This window comes from Streptomyces lushanensis (assembly GCF_001700515.1).
Lineage (GTDB): Bacteria > Actinomycetota > Actinomycetes > Streptomycetales > Streptomycetaceae > Streptomyces > Streptomyces lushanensis.
In genome coordinates, this window is sequence record NZ_MAUD01000020.1 from 1 (window position 1) to 25,804 (window position 25,804).

Here is a 25,804-nt window from a genome sequence, read left to right on the forward strand (position 1 = left end):
GCCGGGGAGCTTGTACCCGGCGCGCAGCACTTCCAGCGCGCCCCAGCCGGAGCCCTCCGCGAGCCGCTCGCCCGGTTCGGCGTCGGCGTACGGCAGCCATGCCGTGTACGCGGCGTCGACGTCCGCGCGCGGGAGCGCCGCTTCGAGCCGGTCCGCGACCTCGCTCCTGGCCCTGCCCCAGTCGTCCGCGTGGACGGCCTCCGGATCCGCCGCGAGCGGTCCGTACGCCTCCAGCCAGCTCAGCTCGCCCTCGGCTTCGAGAGGGATGTGTTCGAGCTGGGTACGGGCGAGGCCGGCCTGGATCTCCGCGTATNNTCCACTTCCGTGCGCCGGCGGGCACCTCGTAGAAGTAGTCGGCCGGGAATTGGGCGCGCGTGGAGTACGTGTGGTCCGCGCCGCCGGACTCCGCCACCGGCACCGGCACCTCGCGCAGCCTGCGCTCGTACCCGAAGTGCCAGGCCGACTCCGCCGGCGCGAGCACCCGGGTGCCCTCGCTCTCCTCGACCGCGATGTTGGACCACCAGTAGACGGGCGCGGTCCGCTCGTGGGGATTGCGGATCCGTACGCCTGCGTAGAGGAAGTCGGAGCCGTCGGGCAGCCACAGATCGACCTGGAACGGCAGATCGCGCAGCCGCTCCCACTCCCAGAGCCTGAGCATCTCGCCGCCGTCGGGTGCCGGGACGAGCGCGGCGTGCACCGGCGCGCAGGAGAGGGTGGTGTGGCCGGTGGCGCCGATGTTCCACTCGACACCGCCGGAGAACCACGCCCCGTTGAGCGCGAAACAGGCGGGCTGCGACACCGGGTTGCGGTAGACCAGCTCACGCCCGGTCGGCTTGTGGTGGAGCGAGTGGATCCGGCCGCCGAGACCGGGCAGCACGGTGGCCCGCAGCCGGTCGTTCTCGATCACGATCACGTCGAGACCGGTCTTCTGGCGCTCCCGTCCGTAACCGTCCAGGATGCGGACGGGCAATGGCGTGCGCAGCGGCTCGTAGCCGATCTGCCGTGCCATGTCGCCCGGCAGTCTCCTTCTGTCGCGTTCGTCGACGGTGTGCGCCTCGTCGAGGGTCCGCAGGGCCGGCAGCGGATTCTCCGGCCCCAGGGGGGCGGCGGGCAGGGTCAGTACGGCACGTCGCACGGTCGTGGCCACGGCAACCTCGCTTCGTTCACACGGGCGGCCGACAGCTCCTTCGGCCGACGGCCCGATGACCATGGAACACGGCGAACGCCCGACTGACCAGGGTGACTCGGCGTGTCAGGCGTCGGGTCAGCCGTCGCTCCCGTGGCCGGGGTGGTCCCCGGAGCAGTCGTCGCCGAAGGCGCCGAGCCGCTGGACGATCCGCTGTTCACGCAGGGCGCCCGCGAGCTTGTGGCAGCCCGGCACCGCGCCGGGCGCCGGGGGGGCGCAGGCCCGGGTTGGAGGGGGCGTCGATCACCACGATATTCCGCATACGGACCATCCTCGCCGCCGTATTCTCCCTCTCCGACAGGTTTCGGCGAGCCGAGAGGTTTCGCCAAGAACGGAAGGCGGGCGGCGGGATGACCACACGGCACACCTACCGGGTGATCGTGCGAGGGACGTTCGAGGGGCTGACGGACGGGGCGAGGGCCCGGCTGGTCGGCGAGGTGGACCGGCACGGTCTCACGGAGATGCGGTTCACGCCGGAGGGCTCCCTCACCTATGACCGGACGCTCAGGCACTTCAGCTACCGGTACGTGGTCGTCTCGGACGCGGCGGACGGCGACGAGATGGCGGGAGCGCTCGCCGAGGACCGCGCCGAGACGGCGCTCAGGACATTGGGATACGGCCATGGCGAGCTCCGGTCCACCGTGACCGACATGGACACCATGAAGATCAACCGCAAGGGCCGCTGACCCACCGGGCGCGGGCACGGCGGGCGGCGGCCCGGCTCGTGGTCAGGTCAGCGCGGGTACCTCCAGGGTGAGGGTGCCGCTCTTCGCGTCCAGGACCGCCGGCACGCCCAGCGGCACGGTCAGCGCCGACTCCCCGTGGCCGAAGCCCAGTTCCTCCACGACCGGTACACCCAGCCCGCCCAGCCGGTCGAGGAACAGCGTCCGCACGGCGTCGTACGGTCCGCACTCCGTCCAGGATCCGAGCGCGACGCCCGCGACGCCGTCCAGCCAGCCGGAGCGTACGAGCTGGGTGAGGATGCGGTCGAGGCGGTACGGCTCCTCGCCCACGTCCTCGATCAGCAGCAGGCCCCCGGCCGCGGAGGGACGCCCGTGCGGAGTGCCGAGATCGGCGGCGAGCAGGCTGACGCAGCCGCCGAGCGTGACGCCCCCGGCCCGGCCGGGGACGAGCGAGCGGGCCGTGTCCCGGCCGAGGGTCCGTACCGACTCGGGCTCGAAGAGCGTGGCGCGCAGCGACTCCTGGGTGAGGGCGTCCTTCAGGAAGGCCACGGTGGCGACCATCGGACCGTGCAGGGTGACCAGGCCCATCCGCCGCGCGAACGCCTCGTGCAGCGCGGTGATGTCGCTGTAGCCGACGAAGACCTTGGGGCCCGCCGCCCGCATCGCCGTCCAGTCGAGCAGATCGGCCATGCGCTGGACTCCGTAGCCGCCGCGTGCGCAGAGCACCGCGGAGACGGACGGATCGCACCACGCCTCCTGGAGATCGCGGGCACGGTCCTCGTCCGTGCCCGCGAGATAGCCGAGCCGGGGATGGACGTCCAGGACATGCGGGGCGACGACGGGATCGAGGTCCCAGCCGCGCAGGATGTCGAGCCCCGCTTCGAGCCGGTCCGGCGCGACGGGCCCGCTGGGCGCCACCACCGCGACCCTGGCCCCCGGACGCAGCCGCGCGGGCCGGGTCAGCGGCAGCAGGCGCGTGAGCGGTGCCGGCGGGGCCGGTGTCGCGTGCGAGGGCGCCGGCGGCCGGGGGGTGGCGCTCACTTCATCAGCTCCAGCCTCGGGACGTCGGTTCGGTCGATGCCGAAGGTCCGCGCGTACAGCGACAGTTCGGCCTCCAGCGCGCGGATCATGGTGTCGGCCCTGCGGAAGCCATGACCCTCGCCCTCGAAGGTCAGGTACGCGTGCGGGATTCCCCGGCCGGCCGTCCGCTCCAGGAACCGCTCGCACTGCGCGGGCGGGCAGACCACATCGTCGAGCCCCTGGAGCAGCAGGAACGGCGCGGTGAGCCGGTCGACATTGTGCAGCGGCGAACGCTCGCGGTAGCGGTCGGGAACCTCGGCGAGCGGCCCGATCAGCGAGTCCAGATACCGCGACTCGAAGTCATGGGTCCCGTCGGTGACCCAGCCGAGCAGATCGAGGACGGGATAGATGATCGTGCCGCAGGCGTAGACATCCGTGGTGGTGAGCGAGGCAGCCGCCGTCCAGCCGCCCGCGCTGCCGCCGCGCACGGCGAGTCTGGCCCGGTCCGCGGTGCCCTCCGCGGCCAGCGCCTCGGCGACGGCCGCGCAGTCCTCGACATCGACCACTCCCCACTGCTCGCGCAGCCGCTCGCGGTAGGCCCTGCCGTAGCCGGTGGAGCCGCCGTAGTTGACCTCGGCGACACCGATGCCCCGCGAGGTGAAGTAGGCGATCTCCAGGTCGAGGACGAGCGGCACCTGGCTGGTGGGGCCGCCATGGGCCCGGATCACGTAGGGCGGCAGCTCGCCGTCGGGCGCGCGGTGGCCCGGATGGTGCGGCGGATAGATCTGGGCGTGGATCTCACGGCCGCCGGGCCCGGTGAAGGTACGGGCCTCGGGCTCGGGGCAGTACGCGGGATCCACCGCGTCCCGGTGCTCCGCGCCGATCACCCGGGCGCGGCCGGTGGCGGTGTCCAGCTCCACGATCTCGTAGGCGCTGCGCGGACTCGCGGCGACCCCGGTCACCCGGTCGCCCTGGACGGCCAGGGTCGGCGCCCACGCGGTCCAGGGGCCGGCGGCGTCGGCCAGTTCACCGGTCGACGGGTCGAGTATGCCGAGCGCGGTGGTGCCTCTGCCGTGCAGGACGGCGATCAGCCCGTTGTCCAGGGGATGGAACCACTGGAGGCCGATCTTCCAGAGCGGTCCGCCGAACTCCTCCCGCCGGCCGGGGCAGAGGCTGGTGCTCGGGATGACGTCCGGCGGGCCGTCCGGGCCCTGTACGAGCGCGTCGGGGCGGATGCGCCGAAGCTCCCACCAGCCGCTGGTGTCGGAGACGAAGAGCAGCGAGCCGTCCGGCGCCCAGTCGGCCTGCGCGACCGATTCGTCCGTGTCCCCGGCCACCGCCCTGATCCGCGTGAACGGGCCGGTCTCCGTCACCTCGCCCAGCATCACCACCGTGCCGTCCCAGGGCATCCTCGGATGGTCCCAGGCGAGCCAGGCGGCGAGGTGTCCGTCGGGCGAGAGCCGGGGTCCTGTGACGAAACGGTGCCGGTCGTCGGACAGCTCCCGTACGGCGGAGCGGTCCTCGGCGGCCGAGCCGTCCAGCGGAACGGCCGCGATCACCCGCCGTACGTCGCCGGGCCCTTCACCGGTGAACTCCTCCAGCACGCACCAGACTTCGTCCCGGTCCAGGAGCAGCCGCGGATCGGCCCAGCGCAGTCCGCCGCCGGTCGCCGACACGGGCGTGAGCGGCCGGGGCTCACCGGCGCCGTCCGGCTCGTACGCGTAGAGCCGCTGATCGGGGAGATGGACGAAGACGACCAGCGGGCCACGGCCCGGCCGGACGGCAGCGGCCCAGGGCAGACCGCCGTACTCGATCACGCGGCTGCGCACGTCCCAGGGAGCGGGCAGCACCGGCTCCTCGCGGCCGTCCGCCCGCCGCCGCACCAGCGCGCGCCGGCCCTCCTCCGCCGGACGCGGCTCCGTCCACCACACCTCGTCGCCGACGGCTCCCACGAACTCGGGGCGCCCGTCGTGCGAGGCGGCGAGCGTGGCGTCGATGGGGGACGGCCACGTCCCGTAGGGATCCACGGACCATGTGATCGGCATCGTCGGGCTCCTAAGCGGATTTCAGGTAGTGGTCGAGGACACGGACGCCGAAGTGCAGCGCCGAGACGGGCACCCGCTCGTCCACTCCGTGGAAGAGCGCCTGGTAGTCGAAGCCGGGAGGCAGCTTGAGCGGCGAGAAGCCGTAGCCGGTGATCCCGAGCCGGGAGAACTGCTTGGCGTCGGTGCCGCCCGACATGCAGTACGGCACGACATGCCCGTCCGGATCGAAGCGCTCGACGGCGGCGCGCAGCTTGGCGAAGGTCGGTGAGTCCACCGGCGCCTGGAGCGCGACCTCACGATGGTGGAACTCCCACTCCACATCCGGACCGGTGAGCTGGTCCAGGGTGGTGCGGAACTCCTCCTCACCGCCGGGCACCATCCGCCCGTCGACATAGGCGATGGCCTGACCCGGAATCACATTGACCTTGTAACCGGCCTCCAGGACGGTCGGATTGGTGCTGTTCCTCATCGTCGGCTCGACCAGTGCGGCGGCCGGGCCGAGCTTGCCCAGCAGCCCGTCCGGGTCGAAGCCCTCGGCATGGACGTCGACATGTATCCCGTACAGCGCGGCGAGTTCGGCGAGAGCCGCCCGCACCGTGGGGGTGAGCCTGACGGGCCAGGGGTGTTCGCTGATCCTGGCGACGGCGGCGGCGAGCCTGCTGACCGCGTTGGCCCGGTTCACCTTGGAGCCGTGGCCGGCCTTGCCATGGGCGGTGAGCTTCAGCCAGCCGGTGCCCCGCTCCCCCGCGGCGATCGGGTAGAGCGCCATGCCGGGCCCCGCGTGGAAGGTGAAGGCCCCCGACTCGCTGATGCCCTCCGTGCAGCCCTCGAACAGCTCGGCGTGCCGCTCGGCGAGGAAGCCCGAGCCGTCGGCGGCGCTGGCCTCCTCGTCGGCGGTGTAGGCGATCACGATGTCCCTGCGCGGCCGGACCCCCGACCGGGCCCAGGCCCGCACGACGGACAGGACCATCGCGTCCATGTTCTTCATGTCGACCGCGCCACGGCCCCACACCACACCGTCCCTGACCTCCCCGGAGAAGGGATGCGAGGTCCAGTCGGCGGGCTCCGCGGGCACGACGTCGAGATGGCCGTGGACCAGGAGCGCGTCGGCGGACGGGTCCGTGCCCTCGATCCTGGCGACCACATTGGTGCGTCCGGGAGTCCGCTCCAGCAGCGTCGGTTCGATTCCCGCGTCGGCGAGGCGCTCGGCGACATACTCGGCCGCGGGCCGCTCCCGGCAGTCCCCACCGCCTCTGTTGGTGGTGTCGATACGGATGAGTTCCGAGGTGAAGGTGACCACCTCGTCGAACGCCGCCGTATCAGGAACCACACTCGTGTCGATGGGCGTCATGTCAGCCATACTGCTCCTCCACCGCGGCCGAGACGATCGTCGTGACCGCTTTGAAGGTACGAATGGCCTCATACATCGTCCCGCTGGTGTACGTCACACGCCGCTCACCGCTCGGCGCCACTCCCGGCACGACCGTGGCGGCATCGGACAGGTGCGCGGCGTCGAACTCCAGCTCCAGGGTGAAGGGACCGCCCACGACCGGCGCGTACCGCCCGGCGAGCGTCGCGGCCTCCTTGGCGGCGGCGCGGATGTCGGCGGCCGTACGCGCCGGGGTCCGGCACACCGCCGCGTACCGCGAGACGTGGTCCTTCACGGCGACCTTGCGCGCCCGCGGCGCGTATCCGTCGGCGTCCGCGCAGGTCAGATCGTCACCGGTGACCAGCACCACCGGAACGCCGTACTCCGCGACCACTCGCGCGTTCAGCAGTCCCTCGCTCGCCCGTGCGCCGTTCAGCCATACACCGGTGAGCGAATTGGCCAGATAGGTGTGCGCCAGCACGCCCTCCGTACCGGCACCGGTGTGATAGCCGACAAAGGCGATCCCGTCCACGTCACCGTGCTGGACGCCCTCGACCATGGAGAGCGACTTGTGCCGCCCGGTGATCATCTGCGCGCGCTCGTCCAGCCGCTCCAGCAGCAGATTGCGCATGCTCCAGTGCGCCTCGTTGATCAGCACCTCGTCGGCGCCGCCGTCGAGAAAGCCGAGCACCGCCGCGTTGACATCGGATGTGAACAGGGAGCGGCACCGCTCCCACTGCGGTGTGCCCGGCAGGACGTCCGCCGGCCAGGTCACACCGGTGGCGCCCTCCATGTCGGCGCTGATCAAGATCTTCATGGCGAGAAACCGTACGCGTCCTCACGGCCCCCTGCCAGCCCTGTGGACAACCACCCGGCGGTCCCGGCCACCGAAGCGTGTCATACGCGCCATGCGCCCGCCGCGGCCTCCGTGCGCGCGAACTCCGCGAAGTCGCGCGGCGGCCGGCCCAGCGCGCGTACGACACCGTCGCGTACGGGCGCCTCCTGGTTCGTCCTGATCGGCTTCAGCGCGTCGACCCAGGTCGCCGTGTCGTCCTCGGCCACTCCCCGGGAGATCAGGCGGGCGCGGTACGCGGCCTCGTCCAGCGGGACATAGCGTGCCCGGTGGCCCGTGGCCCTCCCGATCTCGGCCAGGCAGTCGTCGACGGTCAGGGCGCGCGGCCCGGACAGTTCGTAGACCTGCCCCTCGTGGCCGGGTCCGGTGAGCGCGGCGACCGCCACCTCGGCGATGTCCTCGGCGTCCACGAAGGACGCCGCGCCGTCCCCGGCGAACAGCGCCAGTTCACCGGCGAGCACCTCGTCGCGGAACGCGCCCTCGCTGAAGTTCTGCGCGAACCAGCCCGGTCGAAGGATCGTCCAGGCCGCGCGCGAGGCGCGTACCGCCCGCTCGCCCTCGATGTGGGGTCCGCCGTCGAAGGCGGGGCCGAAGTAGCCGGGAACGTCGGCTCCCCGGGCCGAGAGGAGCACCAGCCGCATGACCCCGCCCGCCACGGCCTGCTCCACCAGGGCGGGCGTCCGGGACGGCGCGGTGTCCAGCGGGACGATGTACACGGCTCCCACGCCGTCCAGCGCGGCCTTCCAGGTGGCGCGGTCCTCCCAGTCGAACGGTGTCTCCCCGGAACGCGAGGCGGCGCGCGTGGGTACGCCCCGCTCGCGCAGCCGGGCCACGACCCGGCGGCCCGTCTTGCCGGAGCCGCCGATGACGAGTGTCGGTTGAGGTGTCATGACGGAAGTCTCACCCGCGACACCGCAGATCTCACTCCCGGCACCCGCCCGTCCACCCCGGCGACCACCTGTCCACCCCGAGGACCCACCCGTCCAACCGGGCGGCCTGCCCGCCCGCCCGTGTCACGGCGAGGGACCGCGCCCGGCGCCGGCGCTCACCCCCCGGCCAGCACGAACCATCTGGCCGGCAGGTCGATACGGCTCCCGTCCGGCATCCTCTCCGTCTGGGCGAGCGCGGTGTCGCCCGTCGCCAGGATCGTCAGACCCGCCGCCCTCAGCAGCGTGGGCACCTCCTCGTCCGTGGCGCTCGCCGGCTTGAGACCGTGGTCGAAGACCCGCCGCAGCTTCGCGGGCGGACCGTCCGGCCCCGACGCGGCCTGCTGGAGCACCGCCTTCGACGCCGGAGTCAGCTCCACCACGAAGGCCCTGCCCCGCTCGCCGAGCAGCTCCGCCACCGCTCCCGCGACCACCGGCCGGTCCCGGGGCTCACTCTGGTGGATCACCGCCCGCATATAGACATTGGTGTCGCCGATCCGGTCCCGCAGCGCCCGCACCGCGTCCCGGTCGACCAGATCGAGCTGTTCGAACTCGGCGCTCTTCGCGGTGTCCGCGCGGCGCGCGTGCTCGATCGCCGCATGGGACAGGTCGACTCCGATCGCACGGGCGAACCGGGTGGCCAGATAGCGGGTCTGGGTGCCGTTGCCGCACCCGAGGTCGACGACGGGCAGCGACAGATCCGCGTACGGCAGCAGCAGCTCGCTGTGGGGTCTCGCGGTCAGCGACGGATCGGAGTCCCAGATCGCCTCACCGGGCGTGTCCGAGGTCTCCCGCCAGTAACCTTCCCATGCCTCGCGATAGCGCTGTGACACGTCCATACGGTCCTCCCCGGGTCCGGCCCGCCGACGGCGGTGCCGCAGCGTCCGGACTACCGTCCGCGCAGGTCGGCGGGCAAGGGGACGGGAGATTTCTTTCATCAACCGTGGTAGCGGGTGGGCACCTTCCGCGTCAGGGACTGCTCGAACCAGACCGTCTTCCCCCGTGCCGTACTGCTCGTTCCCCACTCCCGCGCGAGGCTGCTCACCACGCGCAGACCACGTCCGGACTCGTCGCCCTGGCCCGCGTTCAGCAGGGTCGCGGGCGCCGGCTCGTCGTCGGTGACCTCGCACAGGAGGGCGTCCGTACGGACCAGGCGCAGCCCGACCCGATGGGAGTGCGCGTGGTTCATGGCGTTGGTGACCAGCTCACTGACCATCAGCTCGGCCACCTCCACCGCGTCCGGCAGCGACCAGCCGAGCAGCCGCTCGCGCACCATCCGTCGCGCCCTGCCCACCTCCCGTGGGTCCAGGGCGAGTTCGTACTCGGCCACATCACCGTCCGGGATGCCGTTCAGCCGGGCCATCAGCAGCGCCACGTCGTCCTTGCGGCCGTCACGGGTGTTCAGCGCGCGGATGATGGTGTCGCAGGCGTCGTCCATCGAGGCGGCGGGATGCGCGGCGGACGCGCAGAGCGCGGCCAGACCGTCGCCGATGTCCTCGCCGCGCACCTCGACCAGCCCGTCGGTGCACAGCACCAGCCGGTCGCCCGGCCCGACCCGTACCGTCAGCGTCTCGAAGGCCACGCCGCCCACTCCGACGGGCGCGCCGGTCGGGATGTCCAGCAGTTCGGCACTGCCGTCCTCGGCGCGTACGAGTACGGGCGGGATATGACCGGCGTTGGCGATCTGGAGCTGGGATCTGATCGGGTCGTACACCGCGTACAGACAGGTCGCCAGATACTGCTCACCGAGCCGCTGCGCCAAGTCGTCCAGACCGCGCAGCAGTTGGGCGGGCGGCATCTCCATGGCCGCCATCGTCTGGACGGCGGTACGCAACTGGCCCATCATCGCGGCCGAGTTGAGCCCATGTCCCATCACGTCGCCGACGACCAGCGCGGTACGCGATCCGGGCAGTTTGACCGCGTCGAACCAGTCGCCGCCGATACGGCCGAGCCGGGTGCCCGGCAGATAGCGGGTGGCGATGTCACAGCCGGCCATGTGCGGCGCGACCTGTGGCAGCATGCTGTCCTGGAGCGTCTCCGCGACATTCTCCTGGTACGTGTACATCCGCGCGTTGTCGAGTACGAGCCCGGCCCGCGCGGCGAGTTCGGCGCCGGTCGTCCGGTCCATCTCGTCGAACGGCTCACGGTCGGGCCGCCGCATCAGCACCATGAAACCGAGCACCACGTCCCGTGCCTTCAGCGGTACGAGCAGCATGGAGCGGTGGTTGATCAGCGGACGCAGGTCCCGTTTCTCGAACTCACCGGAGATACGATTCCCCATCTCCTCGCTCAGCCGGGGGATGAGCACGGGCTCTCCGGTGACCATGCACTGGAAGAACGGAGTGTGTTCCGGAAAGGCGATGGCCTCGCCGACCGGCACGGTGTCGTCCCACCGGCCCGGCTCGTCGTTGTGCTCGACCCACACCCGGTGCCAGATGGTGGTCACATCGGGCGGTCCGTCCGGGAATCCCTCACCGGCCAGGACCGCGGCCCGCAGATGCGTCCCCGCGAAGTCGGTGAAGCGGGGCACGGCGGCGCTGGTGACCTCGCGGATCGTCCGGGCCAGATCGAGCGACGAGCCGATACGGCCGCTGACGTCGTTCAGGAACTCCAGCCGCTCGCGCACCGCCGCGTATTCGAGGTCGAGTTCGGGACGGGGCACCGGGCCCCTTCCCGGCCGCGGCGCGTCCCGTGCCCCTTGTGCCGGTCCCGCCGTCGCCGGATCGGGCTCCGGACCGCCGAGCTGTCCCGGGGCCCTTCTGGGCACGCCCCAGTCGGGAGTGACCGGCACCCGGTCATGGCGGCTGAACTCCAGTACCGGATAGCCCAGTTCGAGGACCTGTGCGATGATCCGGCTGGACTCGGCCGGGCCCATGTTCGGCAGGATGTCCGGCAGCCGCCGGGCCAGTGCGTCCGACTGGGCGAACTCCGTGTGATGGGCGAAGCCCGGAGCGATCCGGAGGAAGTCCGCCTCGCTCGCGCCGTCCTCCGAGAGCCCGGGACGCAACTGGCCCGCGTCCGCGGCGAGCACGAGATGACGTCCCGGTCCCGGACCGATCAGCGGATAGGCCCACCAGAGAACATCGAGCCTGCCGCGCTCGGGATGGGAGACCTTCGCGCGGCCCGCGGTGGGATAGGAGCCACGGGCGTGCAGCTCGGGGCCCAGTTCGTCGTAGCCGTCGTACGTGCCGTGCGCCACCCCGTACTCTTCCTCGGCGAGCGCTCCGGCGACCGGCATCAGATCGTCCGCGTGCCGGCCGACGGCCTCTTCCTTGGGATGGCCGAAAAGCCGCCGTGCGCCCGACGACCAGTGCGATACGAGGCCGTCACCGTCCACGACGACCACGGCGAGCGGAATCCGGCCGGCCGCGGCGAACTGCCCCGGCAGTCCCGGCGGAACACCACTGTCCATGGGTGGAAGGCTCCTTCCCTGCCGCCAGGATCCGCGGCTCCGCCCTCCACGGTACGGCCCCTCACAGGGGTTGCGCCGGTCAATGAACTAATAGGTCGTGCGCCCGCGCACAACCTTCTATTGACTGAAATTCAGTCAATCTTCATGACCGAGCTGGAGATCGCGTTCGGTACGTCCGCCGCCCGCCACCTGGAGCACGGTGGCCACCGGCGGATACCCGGCCGCGATCACCGTGTACTCACCGGAGGAGAGATCCACGAACCGGAAGGTGCCGTCGGATCCTGTCGTCAGGGTGTCCACCACATTGCCCGCGGCGTCGAGCAGGGTGACCCGCGCGTCCTCGACCGGGCGGCCGCCGCCCGCACGCACCGTACCGCGCAGCACCGCTCCGCCGGCCAGCTCGATGTCCTGCCGTGTCTCGCGCGAGGCCTGCACACTGACCGGCAGCGCCGCGGGCCGGAAGGCGGGCGCGCTCGCGGCGAGGGTGTACTCCCCGGCGACCAGCTCCGAGATGACATAGGCACCCTCGCGTCCGCTGCGGGTGGACGCCACCACGTCTCCCCGTACGTCCGTGAGCGTCACGGCGGCGTCGCGCACCGGAGTGCCGTCGGCGGTGAGCACGGCCCCGGCCAGCCGGCCCGCGCCGCCGAGGACCACATCCAGCTCGACGGGCCGCTCGCCCACGGTCACCGTGACCGCCTGCGGCTGATGTCCCGGGGCCGCCGCGATCATCACGTACGAGCCCGCGCCCGGCACACTCAGCGCGTACCGCCCGTCGCTCCCGCTCGCTCCGCGCCCGATCTGCTGTCCGTGGACATCGATGAGGGTGAGCGCGGCGCGGGGCACGGTGGAGCCGTCGTGGTGGCGCACCGTGCCGCAGACGGCCACTCCCGAGATGTACGGGGCCGGCGCGGGCGCGGCGGCCGGGCCGCCGTCCGGTGCGGTCCGCGCGCCGGGGACGACCGGGGACTCGGCGGCTGAGGCGTTCTGGGACACCAGTGGTTTCTCCTTGAGGAAGAAGGCGATCAACAGGCCGAGGACGAGCACCGGCACGAGACAGAGGAAGATCCGCGGCATGGCGTCCGCGTACGCCTGGACATAGCCGTCACGGACGGCCGGCGGCAGCGCGTGGACCGCCTGCGGGGTGATGGACTCGGCGTCGGGCAGGCCCGCTCCGGCGGGAACGCGGTCGGCGAGGGCGTCGGTGAGCCGGTCGGCGAAGAGGGTGCCGAAGACGGCGGCGCCCACGCTGCCGCCGATCTGCCGGAAGTAGTTGTTGGCGCTGGTGGCGGTGCCGAGGTCGGCGGGCGGTACGGCGTTCTGCACGGCCAGGATGAGCACCGGCATCACCAGGCCCATGCCCAGACCCAGTACCGCCTGCGCGAATCCGCACTCGGCCATGGACGTGTCGGTCTCCAGCCGCGACAGCAGCCACATGCCCGCCACCGAGAGCGCGCTGCCGAGCACCGGATAGATCTTGTAGCGGCCGGTACGGCTGATGAGCTGTCCGGAGACGAGCGAGGCGACGACGATGCCGCCCATCATGGGCAGCGTCAGCAGCCCGGACTCGGTGGCGCTGGCTCCCTCGACCATCTGGAGGAAGGTCGGCAGATAGCTGGCCGCGCCGAACAGCGCCACACCGACGACCGCGCCGACCAGACTGGTGATGTTGAAGACGGAGTCGCGGAACAGCCGCAGCGGAATGATCGGTTCGGCCGCGAAGTGCTCGACGACGAGGAACAGCAGGGTCGTTGCGACGGTGCCGGCGGCGAGTCCGAGGACGACCCGGGAGTCCCAGGCGTACTCCGTCCCGCCCCAACTGGTCAGCAGGACCAGACAGGTGGACGCGGCGGTGAGCGTCAGCGCGCCGAGGATGTCGAGCCGCGCGCGAGCGGCGGGCCTGGGAAGTCTGAGCACCACGGTGACGACGGCGAGGGTGATCAGGCCGAAGGGGACATTGAAGTAGAAGCACCAGCGCCAGGAGACATGGTCCGTGAAGAAGCCGCCGAGCAGCGGTCCCGCCACCGAGGCGAGCCCGAACGCGGCGCCGATGAGTCCCATGAAGCGGGCGCGCTCACGGGCGGGCACGATGTCCGCGATGATCGCCTGGACGCCGATCATGAGTCCGCCGGCGCCGATGCCCTGGATGGCGCGGAAGGCGATGAGCTGGTCCATGGTGCGGGACCAGCCGGCCAGCGCGGAGCCGATCACGAAGACGACGATCGCGAACTGGAAGACGCCCTTGCGGCCGAAGAGATCCCCGAGCTTGCCGTAGATCGGCAGCCCGATGGTGGCGGTGAGCAGATACGCGGTGATCGCCCAGGACATCCGGTCCAGGCCCTGGAGTTCACCGACGATCTTCGGCAGCGCGGTGGCCACGATCATCTGTTCCAGCGCGGCCAGCAGCAGGGCGAGCATCAGCCCGAGGAAGACCAGCCGGACCCGGCGAGGGCTGAGAGGTTCGCCGGAGGCCGTGCCGCCGGCGGGCGGTGGTGGCGGAGGACCGGCGGTGGCGGACGGCGCCGTCGCCATGGCCGGCGCGGCGCCCTGTTCGTTCCCGGTGGCCCGCTCGCCGCCCTTGACCAGAGTGGTCCCGCCCACGTACTGCTCCCCTCGTCGCACCTGCGCGGCGTCATTCTTCACATTGCACGCCAAGCAGGAGCAAGCGGAAGGCTTTCCCTCCGAACGGGGTGGTGACGGGGGCGGGTTGAGCGGCAGAGCCTGCGCCATGGCGCTCATCAGGGGCTTTCCCGCGACGTGTCGCGCGGGGGGCGCGCAACGGCGTCGCGGGGAAACCACTCGAAACGGTGACCTCGGCGATGACGCGCCGGGACGGTCCGGGACGAGTCGTGCTGACGGTCGACCGGCTTCGGGAGGACCCGGAGAACCGGAAGGATCCGGAGAACCGGCGGAACCCGGAAAACCGGTAGGACCGGCAGGACCGGCAGGACCGGCAGGACCGGCAGGACGAGTACGGGAGGGCCGAGCGCTACTTCCCGGTTCCCGCGCCGTTCCCGGACCGCGGGGTCTCCGTCTCGGCGGCGAGCCGTTCCAGGATCACGTCGTAGATACGCCCCAGGCCCTTGGGCGCGAAGGTCCGCTCGAAGAAGCCGCCGATGCCGCCGGCGCCGTCCCAGACGGTGGTGACGACGGCCTTCGAACGGCCCTCTCCGGCCGGGGTCACGGTCCAGGTGGTGACCATCGAGGAATTGCGGTCCTTCTCCACGAGCCGCCCGTCGCTCGGCTCCGTCACCTCCAGCAGACAGTCACGTACCCGCTTGCTCGTGGCCTGGAGCTTCCAGTGGACCAGGCTGCCCTCGCCGTCGCCGCCCTCCCGCACCTCGTACTCGCTGAACTGCGAGGGCAGCAGCTTCGCGCGGGTGTTCTCGTAGTCGGCCAGCGCATCGAACACTGTCTCCGGGTCCGCCGCGATGATTCGCTCCGTCGTGGCCTCGACCTGCGCCATGGCTGTTCCTCCAGCACTCGATTTTCGGTGGGGTGCGGCCACCCAACCACCCTCCGGTCCACCTGCCCAAATCCAGGTCACATGCGATCAAGGGAACATGTGTTCTATTCTGAGACCAGTGCTACCGAGGAGGTACCCATGCGCTGGGACAATCTGGTCGAGAACACCTCAAGGCCGGGGGCGAACGGGGACATCGCGCTCTTCGGTACGGACGCGGTGACCACCCGGACCTTCGACACCCCCGAATTCCGCGGGATCACCTTTCACGAGGTCCGTGCCCGTTCGATCGTGAACAAGGTCCCGGGCGCGTCCCGTATGCCGTTCGAATGGACGGTGAATCCGTACCGGGGCTGTACACACGCCTGCGTCTACTGCTTCGCCCGCAAGACCCACAGCTATCTGGACCTCGACACCGGCCTGGGCTTCGACTCCCAGATCGTGGTCAAGATCAACGCACCGGAGCTGGTCCGCCGGCAGCTCGCCTCGCGCCGCTGGCAGGGCGCGCACATCGCGATGGGGACGAATGTCGACTGCTACCAGCGCGCGGAAGGGCGCTACCGGCTGATGCCCGGCATCATCACGGCCCTGCGCGATCACGCCAACCCGTTCTCCATCCTCACCAAGGGCACGCTGATCCTCCGCGATCTGGACCTGCTGCGGGAGGCGGCCTCCGTGACCGAGGTGGGCGTCTCGGTCTCGGTCGGCTTCATGGACCAGGAGCTGTGGCGCACGGTCGAACCCGGCACGCCCTCGCCCGAGCGCCGGCTCGATGTCGTGCGCGCGATGGCCGGCAACGGCATCGGCTGCGGAGTGCTGATGGCGCCGGTCATCCCCTTCCTGGGCGACCGGCCGGACCAGCTGCGGGCGACGGTACGGGCGATCGCCGCGGCCGGCGCCACCTCCGTGACGCCACTCGTACTGCATCTGCGACCGGGCGCGCGCGAGTGGTTCATGGCCTGGCTGGAGCGGCACCATCCGTATCTGGTGGCGCGGTACGAGCGGCTGTACGCGGAGGGCGCCTACGCGCCCAAGTGGTACCAGCGCCGGATCACCCGGCAGGTGCACGAACTGGCCGACGAGTTCGGGATCGGACCGACGAGCCGGGGCGGGGCCCGGCGCATCACTCCCGCCGGGGACGCGGACCGGCCCGCGGTGCCCCCTCTGCCGGTCAGGCCGGGCACCACCCAGCTCACACTGCTGTGACGGATCGGACGCGACGGACGGGTCGGTCGCGACGGACGGGTCGGTCGCGACGGACGTGGCGGACGGGTCGGTCGCGGAACCCGCTCGGCCGGCTGTCGGTGGCATGGGCAAGGATGGGCGCATGAGTGAACTCACGCATCTGCACGCTCCGGACGGTGTCGCTCCCGGGCACGGCTACAGCCAAGTCGTCTGGGGCACGGGCCGCTTCGTCGCCGTCTCCGGCCAGTGTGCCTTCGACACGGACGGCAAGGTGGTGGGCGAGGGCGATCCGGCAGCCCAGGCCCGTCAGGTCTTCGAGAATCTGCGCCGCTGCCTCGCCGCCGCCGGCGCCGGCTTCGACGATGTGGTCAAGCTGACGTACTTCGTGACGGATGTGGCCCATCTGCCGGCGGTCCGGGAGGCACGGGACGCGGTGATCGACACGACCCGCCCGCCGGCGAGCTCCGCGGTCCAGGTCGCGGCGCTGTTCCGGCCCGAACTGCTGGTGGAGATAGAGGCGTTCGCGATCGTCCGGGAGAGCGACGGCGGGACGGACTGAGCCCACGGCCTCCGGGTCCCGGGCGGCGCCCGCCGCGGCGCGCTACGCGAGGGCGCGGAGCGCGGCCTCGGCGGCGGCGCCGAGCCTCGGACGGTCGCGGGCCGCTTCCAGCACGGCGCGGGCCCGGCCGTCCCCGAGCCGGCCGAGGCCCTCGACACAGGCGAGGGCCACACGCCAGTGCGGCTCGTCGGGAGCCAGCAGCCGCTCCAGCGTGGCGATCAGCGCGGGTACGGACTCGACGGCCCGTAACTCGGTGAGCAGCCGCACGGAAGCGAGCGCGTAGGCCGTACGGAGCGCGTTGGTGGCGAGCGCGGCGGCTGCCCGGGGAGTCCGAGGATCACCGAGCCCGGCGAGGGCGTGGGAGGCGGAGACACAGCGCTCGGGGTCACGGTGGTTGAGCAGCAGCACCAGCGTCTCGAAGGCCCGCCGGTCACCGGCGCGACCGAGCCGGAACGCGGCGATCTCCCGTGCCCACAGCGGCCGTTCACGCTCGGTGAGGACGGCGGCCAGCTCTTCCCGGTCCTCGGTGGCGATGAGCCGCTCGCACGCCTCGGATCCACCGGACTCTTCCCGCACCCGGTCCACCAGCGAGCGGAAGTCCTCATCCATACGGCCCAGCGTATCGACGCCCGCGAGGCTCCACCGACCTCGCCGTAACGGCCCGTCCCCCCGCCACCGTCCGGCCCGCCACCGTGACGCAGCGCACAGGGGCCCAGCTATGGCGCGCTCGTTACCCGTCGGTTAATCTCAAATGAGCGGGAAACCCCCGTGGCTCCCGACGGCCTGGTGACGCAGCCGTCGTGAGCGCTGTCGGTTCAGCACCCTCGCGGTCCGGCCCGTCCGGACCGTCCGTACGGCGCGGCTCCGGAACAGGGTCCGCCGGCACCACCGCGATCCGCCTCGGCGTGAGCGCGCTCGCCGCGCTCCGGCGCCGCCCTCCGCGTGCCTCGCCGCCCGTGAGCCCTCGTGCCTCTCCTCAGTCGTCACTCATCCTCTGGAGTCCCGTGATGGACATCCCTCTCTCCACCATCGCCGTCGTCGGTCTCGGCACCATGGGGACCGGTATCGCCGAGACACTCGCCCGCGCCGGCCGTGAGGTCGTCGGCATCGACATCAGCGACACGGCCGCCGCCCACGCCGTGGCCTCGCTCGAAGCGTCCACCGCGCGGGCCGTGGAGCGCGGGCGGCTCACCGACGAGGAGCGGCGCACGGTCCTCGCGCGGTTCCGTACCTTCTCCGATCCGCACGCCGCCGCCGGCGCCGATCTGGTGATCGAGGTGGTCCCGGAGTCGTACGAGACGAAGCGGGAGGTCTTCCGCGCGCTGGACGGCATCGTCGGCCCCTCGACGATCCTCGCGACCGGCACCAACGCGCTGTCGGTGACCCGGCTGGCCGCGGACTCCGCGCGTCCCGAGCGCGTGCTCGGGATGCACTTCTTCAATCCGGCCCCGGCGATGAGGCTGGTCGAGGTGGTCTCCTCGGTCCTCACCGCGCCGCGTGCCGTGGCGGCGGTCACCGCGCTGGCGCGGGAGCTGGGCAAGGAGCCGGTCGCGGTGGGTGACCGGCCGGGCTTCGTCGCGGACGGTCTGCTCTTCGGCTATCTCAACCAGGCCGCCTCGATGTACGAGGCCAAGTACGCCTCCCGCGAGGACATCGACGCGGCGATGAGGCTGGGCTGCGGGCTGCCGATGGGCCCGCTCGCGCTGCTCGACCTGATCGGCGTGGACACGGCCCGTACGGTGCTGGACGCGATGTACGCGGCCTCGCGCGACCGGCTGCACGCCCCGGCGCCGGTCCTGAGACAGCTCGGCGAGGCCGGGCTGACCGGCCGTAAGTCCGGGCGCGGCTTCTACACGTACGAGGGTCCCGGCAGCGGCACGGTGGTGCCGGACGCGCTGACTCCAAAGGACGCGCCCGCCTCGCGGGACGCCACCCGGTCCGGCCGCCCCGCGAGCCCGGCCCGGCCCGTCCGCTCCGTGGGTGTCGCGGGCTCCGGCACCATGGCGAGCGGGATCGCGGAGGTCTTCGCCAAGGGCGGTTTCGACGTGGTGCTCGCGGCCCGCACCCCGGAGAAGGCCGCGGACGCCACGGCCCGGGTCGCGAAGTCCCTGGCCCGCTCCGTGGACAAGGGCAGGCTGACCGCCGAGGCGCGTGAGCGGGCCCTGGCGCGGATCACCCCGGCGGACTCCCTGGACGCCCTCGCCGAGGTGGATCTCGCCGTCGAGGCCGTGGCCGAGGACCTGGAGACCAAGCGGCGGCTCTTCGCCGCACTCGACAAGGTCTGCCGGCCGGGCGCGGTCCTGGCCACCACCACCTCCTCACTCCCGGTGGTCGCCTGTGCCCGCGCGACCTCCCGCCCGCGGGACGTGATCGGGATGCACTTCTTCAACCCGGCCCCGGCGATGAAGCTGGTCGAGGTGGTCCGTACGGTCCTGACCGCCGACGATGTCCACGCCACCGCCCGCGCGGTGGCCACGGCCGTGGGCAAGCACCCGGTGGACTGCGGCGACCGGGCCGGGTTCATCGTGAACGCGCTGCTCTTCCCGTATCTGAACAACGCGATCAAGATGGTCCAGGAGCACTACGCCACGCTCGACGACATCGACGCCGCCATGAAGCTGGGCGGCGGATATCCGATGGGCCCCTTCGAACTGCTCGACGTGGTCGGTCTCGATGTGTCACTGGCCATCGAGCGGGTGCTGCACCGCGAGTTCCGTGATCCGGGCCTGGCACCGGCACCGCTGCTCGAACATCTTGTGGCCGCGGGCTGTCTCGGCCGCAAGACCGGGCGTGGTTTCCGCGAATACGCACGGCGTTGATCATGTTCCCTGCGCCGGGAAGCGCTCTCCCGCGCCGATGCAGTACGTTCACCTCATGTCCCAGCCCGCCAAGTCCTCCCGTACGAGCACCAGGTCCGACGTTCCGGAGAGTGCCGCGGGCACCCGCGCCGCCGCCCAGCGGCTGAAGATGCGCCGGGAGCTGGCGGCGGCGGCGATGGAACTGTTCGCGACCAAGGGGTACGAGGCGACGACCGTCGACGAGATCGCCGCCGCGGCCGGGGTCGCCCGCCGCACCTTCTTCCGGCACTTCCGCTCCAAGGAAGAGGCGATCTTCCCGGACCACGACGACACGCTCGTACGGGCGGAGGCGGTGCTCAACGCCGCTCCGGCGCACGAGCATCCGCTGGACACGGTCTGCCGGGGCATCAAGGAGGTCATGCGGATGTACGCGGCCTCCCCGGCGGTGTCCGTGGAACGCTACCGCCTCACCCGTGAGGTGCCCACGCTCCGTGAGCGCGAGATCGCCTCGGTGGCCCGCTACGAGCGGCTGTTCACCCGCTATCTGCTGGGCCACTTCGACGAGCGCGACCACACCGACGGCAACGACGACCCGCTGCTGGCGGAGGTGGCCGCGTCCGCGGTCGTCACCGCGCACAACCATGTGCTGCGCCGCTGGCTGCGGGCCGGCGGCCGGGGCGATGTGGAGGCGCAGCTCGACCATGCCTTCGCCATCGTGCGCGAGACCTTCGGCGCGGGTATCGGCGCGGGCCGGACCATCGGCGGCAAGCCGCGGCACGCCGCGGCCTCCGCCCGTACCAGCGGGGATGTCCTGGTGACGGTGGCGCGCACGGACGCCCCGCTGGACGAGGTCATGCGCACCATCAAGCAGGCGCTCAGAGACGCGTAGCCGCGCCGCCGTCGCGCCGGAGTCCCGCCATGACCGTTCCTCGGCACACCATGCGCCCATATGGTCACATGAGGTGATACTCCCTGCCGAGGGAGCGGTAGACATTGCTCATGCGTGTCGCACCGATGACAAGTGAGAGAGATTTCTGGCACCCAGTGCCTTGTCATGTGTCACGGCGTGCCATACCGTGAGGTTGTCCGGCTGTTCCCGCAAGCCAGCCCGCTTGTGCGCCCGACGCCTGCGTCACAGGCAACCTCCGCGCCCACCCCGGCGCAGCACCCGCCGAACCGACGGCACCTCCACCGCACATCAGCAAGCAGCGAGCGGCCCTCGCGCATCTCGCTCCCTCAGCTTCGCCGGAGGCTCCACCGTGAAGGAAATCCTGGACGCGATCCAATCGCCGGACACCACGTCCGCGGACTTCGCCGCACTGCCCGTCCCCGGTTCGTACCGCGCGGTGACCGTGCACAAGGACGAGACGGAGATGTTCGCCGGTCTCCCCACCCGTGAGAAGGATCCCCGTACGTCGCTCCATCTCGACGAGGTACCGGTGCCCGAACTCGGCCCCGGCGAGGCCCTCGTGGCCGTCATGGCCAGCTCGGTGAACTACAACTCGGTCTGGACGTCGATCTTCGAGCCGCTGCCGACCTTCGGTTTCCTGGAGCGGTACGGCAAGGTCAGCGAACTCGCCAAGCGGCACGATCTGCCGTACCACGTCATCGGCTCCGACCTGTCCGGTGTCGTGCTGCGCACCGGACCCGGCGTCAACGCCTGGCGGCCGGGCGACGAGGTCGTCGCCCACTGTCTCTCCGTCGAGCTGGAGTCCTCCGACGGCCACAACGACACGATGCTCGATCCCGAGCAGCGGATCTGGGGCTTCGAGACCAACTTCGGCGGTCTGGCGGAGCTGGCGCTCGTGAAGTCCAACCAGCTCATGCCCAAGCCCCAGCATCTGACCTGGGAGGAGGCGGCGGCGCCGGGCCTCGTCAACTCCACCGCCTACCGCCAGCTCGTCTCCCGCAACGGCGCCGGGATGAAGCAGGGCGACAATGTGCTGATCTGGGGCGCGAGCGGCGGACTCGGCTCGTACGCGACGCAGTTCGCGCTCTCCGGCGGCGCCAACCCGGTCTGTGTGGTCTCCAGCGACAAGAAGGCGGAACTCTGCCGTCGGATGGGCGCCGAGGCGATCATCGACCGCACCGCCGAGGGCTACCGGTTCTGGAAGGACGAACACCATCAGGATCCGCGTGAGTGGAAGCGCTTCGGCAAGCGCATCCGCGAACTGACCGGCGGCGAGGACGTGGACATCGTCTTCGAGCACCCGGGACGCGAGACCTTCGGCGCGAGTGTGTACGTCACCCGCAAGGGCGGCACGATCGTGACCTGCGCGTCGACCTCCGGATACACCCACGAGTACGACAACCGCTATCTGTGGATGTCCCTGAAGCGGATCGTGGGCTCGCACTTCGCCAACTACCGCGAGGCGTGGGAGGCCAACCGGCTGGTGGCCAAGGGCCGGATCCACCCGACCCTGTCGAAGGTGTACGCCCTGGAGGACACCGGCCAGGCCGCGTACGACGTGCACAGCAACCGTCACCAGGGCAAGGTCGGTGTGCTGGCGCTGGCGCCGCGCGAGGGCCTGGGCGTACGCGACGAGGAGCTGCGCGCGCGGCACGTCGACGCCATCAACCTGTTCCGCGACGCGCCCGCCGAGCGGGACGGACACGCGGGGCAGGACGGACACGCGGGGCAGGACGGGCACGCCGGGCAGGACGGGCACGCGCGCGCCCAGGGCCGCCCGCGCGCCGTCTCCTCCTCCCCCGCGCCAACCGAGGCCTGAGGGCGGTGCCATGACAGACCGTCACAAGGACCGGCCCTGGCTCATGCGGACCTACGCCGGTCATTCGACCGCCGAGGCGTCCAACGAGCTGTACCGGCGCAATCTCGCCAAGGGACAGACGGGCCTGTCCGTCGCGTTCGATCTCCCGACACAGACCGGCTACGACCCGGATCATCCGCTCGCCCGCGGCGAGGTCGGCCGGGTCGGCGTGCCGGTCTCCCATCTCGGTGACATGCGGCGGCTGTTCCAGGACATCCCGCTGGAGCGTACGAACACCTCGATGACCATCAACGCCACCGCGATGTGGCTGCTGGCGCTCTACCAGGCGGTCGCGGAGGAACAGGGCGCGGACATCGCCGCCCTCCTGGGAACGACGCAGAACGACATCGTCAAGGAGTACCTCTCGCGCGGGACGTATGTCTTCCCGCCGGCCCCGAGTCTGCGGCTGACCACCGACACGATCATTTACACGGTGAACCACATGCCCAGGTGGAACCCGATCAACATCTGCAGTTACCACCTCCAGGAGGCGGGCGCGACCCCGGTGCAGGAGATCGCGTACGCGATGTCCACCGCGACCGCCGTGCTCGACGCGGTGTTCGCGTCCGGGCGGATCCCCGAGGAGCGCAGGGGAGACGTGGTCGGCCGGATCTCGTTCTTCGTCAACGCCGGTGTGCGCTTCATCGAGGAGATGTGCAAGATGCGGGCGTTCTCCCGTATCTGGGACACGCTCACCAGGGAGCGGTACGGCGTCGAGGACGCCAGGCAGCGCCGCTTCCGCTACGGGGTCCAGGTCAACTCGCTCGGACTGACCGAGGCCCAGCCGGAGAACAACGTCCAGCGGATCGTCCTGGAGATGCTGGCGGTGACCCTCTCCAAGGACGCCCGCGCCCGCGCCGTACAGCTCCCGGCCTGGAACGAGGCGCTGGGACTGCCCCGGCCGTGGGACCAGCAGTGGTCGCTGCGGATACAGCAGGTGCTGGCGCACGAGAGCGATCTGCTGGAGTACGAGGACATCTTCGAGGGCTCCCGTGTCGTCGAGGACAAGGTGGTGGCCCTGGTCACGGAGAGCCTGGCGGAGATCGGCCGTATCCAGGAGATGGGCGGCGCGCTGGCGGCCGTCGAGTCCGGCTATCTCAAGTCGCGGCTGGTCTCCTCGCACGCCGACCACCGGGCGCGGATCGAGTCGGGCGAGGACAGGATCGTCGGTGTCAACTGCTACGAGTCCACCGAGCCCAATCCGCTCACCGCCGATCTGGACACCGCGATCATGACGGTCGACCCGGCCGACGAGGCACGGGTGGTGGCGGCGCTGCACACCTGGCGGGACGAGCGCGACGAGGCCCGGGCCACCGAGGCGCTGGCCGCGCTGAAGAGGGCCGCGGCCGGCACCGCCGATCTGATGCCCCCGACCCTGGAGTGCGCACGGGCCGGAGTGACGACCGGTGAGTGGTCCTGGGCGCTGCGGGACGTCTTCGGCGAGTTCCGCGCGCCGACGGGGGTCGGCGGCGCGCCGGTCACGGTCGGCGCGGAGGCGGGCACCCCGCTCGCCGCCGTACGGGAGAAGGTGGCCCGCACCGCGGATGAACTGCGCTCGGGGCGGCTGCGGCTGCTGGTCGGCAAGCCCGGTCTGGACGGGCACTCCAACGGCGCCGAGCAGATCGCCGTCCGCGCGCGCGACGCCGGCTTCGAGGTGGTCTACCAGGGCATCAGACTGACACCGGAGCAGATCGTCGGTGCCGCGCTCGCCGAGGACGTGCACTGTGTGGGCCTGTCGATCCTGTCCGGGTCGCATGCCGCGCTGGTGCCCGACGTGCTGGCGCGGCTGCGCGAGGCGGGCGCGGGCGACATCCCGGTGATCGTCGGCGGGATCATCCCGAACGGCGACGCCGAGGAGCTGCGGGCGGCCGGAGTGGCCGCCGTCTTCACACCGAAGGACTTCGGAATCACCGAGATCGTCGGCCGTATCGTCGACGAGATCAGGAAAGCGAACAAGCTCGATCCCCTGGAGGTCCACGCATGACCGCGCCCGCCACGCACGCCTCGTCCGGCACGCCCGCCGCGTCCCCCACCCCGTCCGCCGCGCCGGGGACGGACGGAGCCGCCGCGAACCGGCTGCGTCCGCGCCGCTCCTGCCTCGCCGTACCGGGCTCGAACCCGCGCTTCCTGGAGAAGGCCCAGGGACTCCCGGCCGACCAGGTCTTCCTCGATCTGGAGGACGCCTGCGCGCCGCTCGCCAAGGAGGGCGCCCGGCACACCGTCGTCGACGCGCTCAACAAGGGCGACTGGAGCGGCAAGATCCGGGTGGTCCGGGTCAACGACTGGACGACGCACTGGACGTACCGCGATGTGATCACGGTGGTGGAGGGCGCGGGCCACAATCTCGACTGCCTGATGCTGCCCAAGGTCCAGGACGCCCAGCAGATCGTCGCCCTCGATCTGCTGCTCACCCAGATCGAGAGGACGATGGGCTTCGAGGTCGGCAGGATCGGCATCGAGGCGCAGATCGAGAACGCCAGGGGCCTGGTGAACGTGGACGAGATCGCCGGCGCGTCGCCGCGTCTGGAGACCATCGTCTTCGGTCCCGCCGACTTCATGGCCTCGATCAACATGAAGTCCCTGGTGGTCGGGCAGCAGCCGCCCGGCTACGGCGCGGACGCCTACCACTACATCCTGATGCGCATTCTGATGGCGGCCCGTACCTACGATCTCCAGGCGATCGACGGGCCGTATCTCCAGATCCGCGACGTCGACGGCTACCGCGAGGTGGCGGCGCGCGCGGCGGCGCTCGGCTACGACGGCAAGTGGGTGCTCCACCCGGGCCAGATCGAGGCGTCGAACGAGATCTTCTCGCCCTCCCAGGAGGACTACGACCACGCCGAGCTGATTCTCGACGCGTACGAGTACCACACCTCGGAGGCGGGCGGCAAGAAGGGCTCGGCGATGCTCGGCGACGAGATGATCGACGAGGCCAGCCGCAAGATGGCCCTGGTCGTCTCGGGCAAGGGGCGGGCCGCCGGGATGCGGCGCACCACCGCCTTCGAAGCCCCGGAGGCGTGAGCGATGCGGTTCGGCAGGACCTTCGAGGAGTTCGAGGTCGGCGCGGTGTACAAGCACTGGCCCGGCAAGACGGTCACGGAGTACGACGACCACCTGTTCTGTCTGCTCACCATGAACCACCACCCCCTGCACCTGGACAGCAACTACGCCCAGAGGACGACCGACTTCGGGAGGAACGTCGTCGTGGGCAACTACGTCTACTCACTCCTGCTGGGCATGTCGGTGCCGGACGTCTCCGGGAAGGCCATCGCCAATCTGGAGGTGGAGTCGCTCCGCCATGTCGCGCCGACCTTCCACGGCGACACGATCTACGGAGAGACGGCCGTGCTCGGCAAGACGCCGTCGAAGTCGAAGAGCGACCGCGGGATCGTGTACGTGGAGACCACGGGCTACAAGCAGGACTCCACGGTCGTCTGTGTGTTCCGCCGCAAGGTGATGGTCCCCACCGAGAAGTACGTCGAGGAGCGCGGCGGCGAGCAGCCCGGCCGCCCCGAGCCCCGGGAGAAGTGACAGAGC

The 25,804-nt window shown here is 71.2% G+C and carries 19 protein-coding genes and 3 pseudogenes; 9 read left to right on the plus strand and 13 right to left on the minus strand.

From position 1 onward, the window contains the following. From BFF77_RS36465 to BFF77_RS34095, 3 pseudogenes are all read right to left on the minus strand, one after another. Positions 1 to 313, minus strand: a pseudogene (locus BFF77_RS36465) (DUF5107 domain-containing protein); the annotation flags it as partial. 2 nt (positions 314 to 315) lie between these two features. After that, a pseudogene (locus BFF77_RS01595) lies at positions 316 to 1,147 on the minus strand (DUF5107 domain-containing protein); the annotation flags it as partial. Positions 1,148 to 1,315: 168 nt separating this feature from the next. Beyond that, positions 1,316 to 1,448: pseudogene (locus tag BFF77_RS34095) on the minus strand (arginase family protein); the annotation flags it as partial. Between the two features lie 88 nt (positions 1,449 to 1,536). On the opposite strand from BFF77_RS34095, the gene BFF77_RS01600 reads away from it, so the two are divergent. After that, a complete protein-coding gene (locus tag BFF77_RS01600) occupies positions 1,537 to 1,872 on the plus strand; it encodes a DUF6204 family protein (RefSeq protein ID WP_066942995.1) in 336 nt (111 codons plus the stop codon). Between the two features lie 42 nt (positions 1,873 to 1,914). Here BFF77_RS01600 and BFF77_RS01605 read toward each other — a convergent pair whose 3' ends face one another. From BFF77_RS01605 to BFF77_RS01645, 9 genes are all read right to left on the minus strand, one after another. Beyond that, on the minus strand, positions 1,915 to 2,841 hold the full coding sequence (locus BFF77_RS01605) for a S66 peptidase family protein (RefSeq protein ID WP_066943074.1): 927 nt from the start codon (positions 2,839 to 2,841) through the stop codon (positions 1,915 to 1,917). Positions 2,842 to 2,906: 65 nt separating this feature from the next. Continuing rightward, on the minus strand, positions 2,907 to 4,934 hold the full coding sequence (locus BFF77_RS01610) for a prolyl oligopeptidase family serine peptidase (protein WP_066942997.1): 2,028 nt from the start codon (positions 4,932 to 4,934) through the stop codon (positions 2,907 to 2,909). A 10-nt stretch (positions 4,935 to 4,944) separates the two neighbouring features. Further along, complete coding sequence (locus tag BFF77_RS01615) at positions 4,945 to 6,285, minus strand: M20/M25/M40 family metallo-hydrolase (protein ID WP_107422039.1); 1,341 nt, start codon at positions 6,283 to 6,285, stop codon at positions 4,945 to 4,947. Between the two features lies 1 nt (position 6,286). Continuing rightward, positions 6,287 to 7,120 (minus strand): M55 family metallopeptidase, encoded by an 834-nt coding sequence (locus BFF77_RS01620; protein ID WP_066943001.1) that lies wholly within the window; start codon positions 7,118 to 7,120, stop codon positions 6,287 to 6,289. A gap of 80 nt (positions 7,121 to 7,200) precedes the next feature. Then, the gene (locus BFF77_RS01625) at positions 7,201 to 8,046 is read right to left on the minus strand and encodes an NAD(P)H-binding protein (protein ID WP_066943003.1); all 846 of its coding nucleotides are present in this window, start codon (positions 8,044 to 8,046) and stop codon (positions 7,201 to 7,203) included. 155 nt (positions 8,047 to 8,201) lie between these two features. Continuing rightward, the gene (locus BFF77_RS01630) at positions 8,202 to 8,921 is read right to left on the minus strand and encodes a class I SAM-dependent methyltransferase (protein WP_066943005.1); all 720 of its coding nucleotides are present in this window, start codon (positions 8,919 to 8,921) and stop codon (positions 8,202 to 8,204) included. A 98-nt stretch (positions 8,922 to 9,019) separates the two neighbouring features. Beyond that, on the minus strand, positions 9,020 to 11,494 hold the full coding sequence (locus tag BFF77_RS01635; RefSeq protein ID WP_066943007.1) for an ATP-binding SpoIIE family protein phosphatase: 2,475 nt from the start codon (positions 11,492 to 11,494) through the stop codon (positions 9,020 to 9,022). A gap of 135 nt (positions 11,495 to 11,629) precedes the next feature. Beyond that, entirely contained in the window at positions 11,630 to 14,095 is a 2,466-nt protein-coding gene (locus tag BFF77_RS01640) for an MFS transporter (RefSeq protein ID WP_425424326.1), read from the minus strand. A 388-nt stretch (positions 14,096 to 14,483) separates the two neighbouring features. Further along, a complete protein-coding gene (locus tag BFF77_RS01645) occupies positions 14,484 to 14,960 on the minus strand; it encodes an SRPBCC family protein (RefSeq protein WP_066943009.1) in 477 nt (158 codons plus the stop codon). Positions 14,961 to 15,098: 138 nt separating this feature from the next. On the opposite strand from BFF77_RS01645, the gene BFF77_RS01650 reads away from it, so the two are divergent. Together BFF77_RS01650 and BFF77_RS01655 are read left to right on the plus strand one after the other, a co-directional pair. Then, positions 15,099 to 16,163 (plus strand): Rv2578c family radical SAM protein, encoded by a 1,065-nt coding sequence (locus BFF77_RS01650; protein WP_066943011.1) that lies wholly within the window; start codon positions 15,099 to 15,101, stop codon positions 16,161 to 16,163. A gap of 121 nt (positions 16,164 to 16,284) precedes the next feature. Then, positions 16,285 to 16,701 (plus strand): RidA family protein, encoded by a 417-nt coding sequence (locus tag BFF77_RS01655; protein WP_066943013.1) that lies wholly within the window; start codon positions 16,285 to 16,287, stop codon positions 16,699 to 16,701. Positions 16,702 to 16,743: 42 nt separating this feature from the next. Here BFF77_RS01655 and BFF77_RS01660 read toward each other — a convergent pair whose 3' ends face one another. After that, positions 16,744 to 17,310, minus strand: a complete 567-nt coding sequence (locus BFF77_RS01660; RefSeq protein ID WP_066943015.1) for a HEAT repeat domain-containing protein — start codon at positions 17,308 to 17,310, stop codon at positions 16,744 to 16,746. 398 nt (positions 17,311 to 17,708) lie between these two features. On the opposite strand from BFF77_RS01660, the gene BFF77_RS01665 reads away from it, so the two are divergent. The 6 genes from BFF77_RS01665 to BFF77_RS01690 all read left to right on the plus strand — a co-directional run bounded on the left by BFF77_RS01665 (position 17,709) and on the right by BFF77_RS01690 (position 25,798). Further along, entirely contained in the window at positions 17,709 to 19,520 is a 1,812-nt protein-coding gene (locus tag BFF77_RS01665; RefSeq protein WP_066943017.1) for a 3-hydroxyacyl-CoA dehydrogenase family protein, read from the plus strand. A gap of 37 nt (positions 19,521 to 19,557) precedes the next feature. Beyond that, positions 19,558 to 20,388 carry a TetR family transcriptional regulator gene (locus BFF77_RS01670; RefSeq protein WP_066943019.1) on the plus strand — a complete coding sequence of 277 codons (831 nt, stop codon included), beginning with the start codon at positions 19,558 to 19,560 and terminating at the stop codon, positions 20,386 to 20,388. A gap of 370 nt (positions 20,389 to 20,758) precedes the next feature. Beyond that, a complete protein-coding gene (gene ccrA, locus BFF77_RS01675; RefSeq protein ID WP_079124728.1) occupies positions 20,759 to 22,228 on the plus strand; it encodes a crotonyl-CoA carboxylase/reductase in 1,470 nt (489 codons plus the stop codon). A gap of 10 nt (positions 22,229 to 22,238) precedes the next feature. Next, a complete protein-coding gene (locus BFF77_RS01680) occupies positions 22,239 to 24,251 on the plus strand; it encodes a protein meaA (protein WP_066943021.1) in 2,013 nt (670 codons plus the stop codon). Then, positions 24,248 to 25,288 carry an HpcH/HpaI aldolase/citrate lyase family protein gene (locus BFF77_RS01685; RefSeq protein WP_245703051.1) on the plus strand — a complete coding sequence of 347 codons (1,041 nt, stop codon included), beginning with the start codon at positions 24,248 to 24,250 and terminating at the stop codon, positions 25,286 to 25,288. The genes BFF77_RS01680 and BFF77_RS01685 overlap by 4 nt, the downstream gene beginning before the upstream one ends. Positions 25,289 to 25,291: 3 nt before the next feature. After that, complete coding sequence (locus tag BFF77_RS01690) at positions 25,292 to 25,798, plus strand: MaoC family dehydratase (RefSeq protein ID WP_066943023.1); 507 nt, start codon at positions 25,292 to 25,294, stop codon at positions 25,796 to 25,798. Positions 25,799 to 25,804 lie beyond the last annotated feature (6 nt).

Bases quoted from the DNA above. Each gene is read 5' to 3' on its own strand.
- BFF77_RS01600 (WP_066942995.1), top strand. From the start codon at position 1,537: ATGACCACACGGCACACCTACCGGGTGATCGTGCGAGGGACGTTCGAG.
- BFF77_RS01610 (WP_066942997.1), bottom strand. From the start codon at position 4,934: ATGCCGATCACATGGTCCGTGGATCCCTACGGGACGTGGCCGTCCCCC.
- BFF77_RS01615 (WP_107422039.1), bottom strand. From the start codon at position 6,285: ATGACGCCCATCGACACGAGTGTGGTTCCTGATACGGCGGCGTTCGAC.
- BFF77_RS01620 (WP_066943001.1), bottom strand. From the start codon at position 7,120: ATGAAGATCTTGATCAGCGCCGACATGGAGGGCGCCACCGGTGTGACC.
- BFF77_RS01625 (WP_066943003.1), bottom strand. From the start codon at position 8,046: ATGACACCTCAACCGACACTCGTCATCGGCGGCTCCGGCAAGACGGGC.
- BFF77_RS01630 (WP_066943005.1), bottom strand. From the start codon at position 8,921: ATGGACGTGTCACAGCGCTATCGCGAGGCATGGGAAGGTTACTGGCGG.
- BFF77_RS01635 (WP_066943007.1), bottom strand. From the start codon at position 11,494: ATGGACAGTGGTGTTCCGCCGGGACTGCCGGGGCAGTTCGCCGCGGCC.
- BFF77_RS01645 (WP_066943009.1), bottom strand. From the start codon at position 14,960: ATGGCGCAGGTCGAGGCCACGACGGAGCGAATCATCGCGGCGGACCCG.
- BFF77_RS01650 (WP_066943011.1), top strand. From the start codon at position 15,099: ATGCGCTGGGACAATCTGGTCGAGAACACCTCAAGGCCGGGGGCGAAC.
- BFF77_RS01655 (WP_066943013.1), top strand. From the start codon at position 16,285: ATGAGTGAACTCACGCATCTGCACGCTCCGGACGGTGTCGCTCCCGGG.
- BFF77_RS01660 (WP_066943015.1), bottom strand. From the start codon at position 17,310: ATGGATGAGGACTTCCGCTCGCTGGTGGACCGGGTGCGGGAAGAGTCC.
- BFF77_RS01665 (WP_066943017.1), top strand. From the start codon at position 17,709: ATGGACATCCCTCTCTCCACCATCGCCGTCGTCGGTCTCGGCACCATG.
- BFF77_RS01670 (WP_066943019.1), top strand. From the start codon at position 19,558: ATGCAGTACGTTCACCTCATGTCCCAGCCCGCCAAGTCCTCCCGTACG.
- BFF77_RS01680 (WP_066943021.1), top strand. From the start codon at position 22,239: ATGACAGACCGTCACAAGGACCGGCCCTGGCTCATGCGGACCTACGCC.
- BFF77_RS01685 (WP_245703051.1), top strand. From the start codon at position 24,248: ATGACCGCGCCCGCCACGCACGCCTCGTCCGGCACGCCCGCCGCGTCC.
- BFF77_RS01690 (WP_066943023.1), top strand. From the start codon at position 25,292: ATGCGGTTCGGCAGGACCTTCGAGGAGTTCGAGGTCGGCGCGGTGTAC.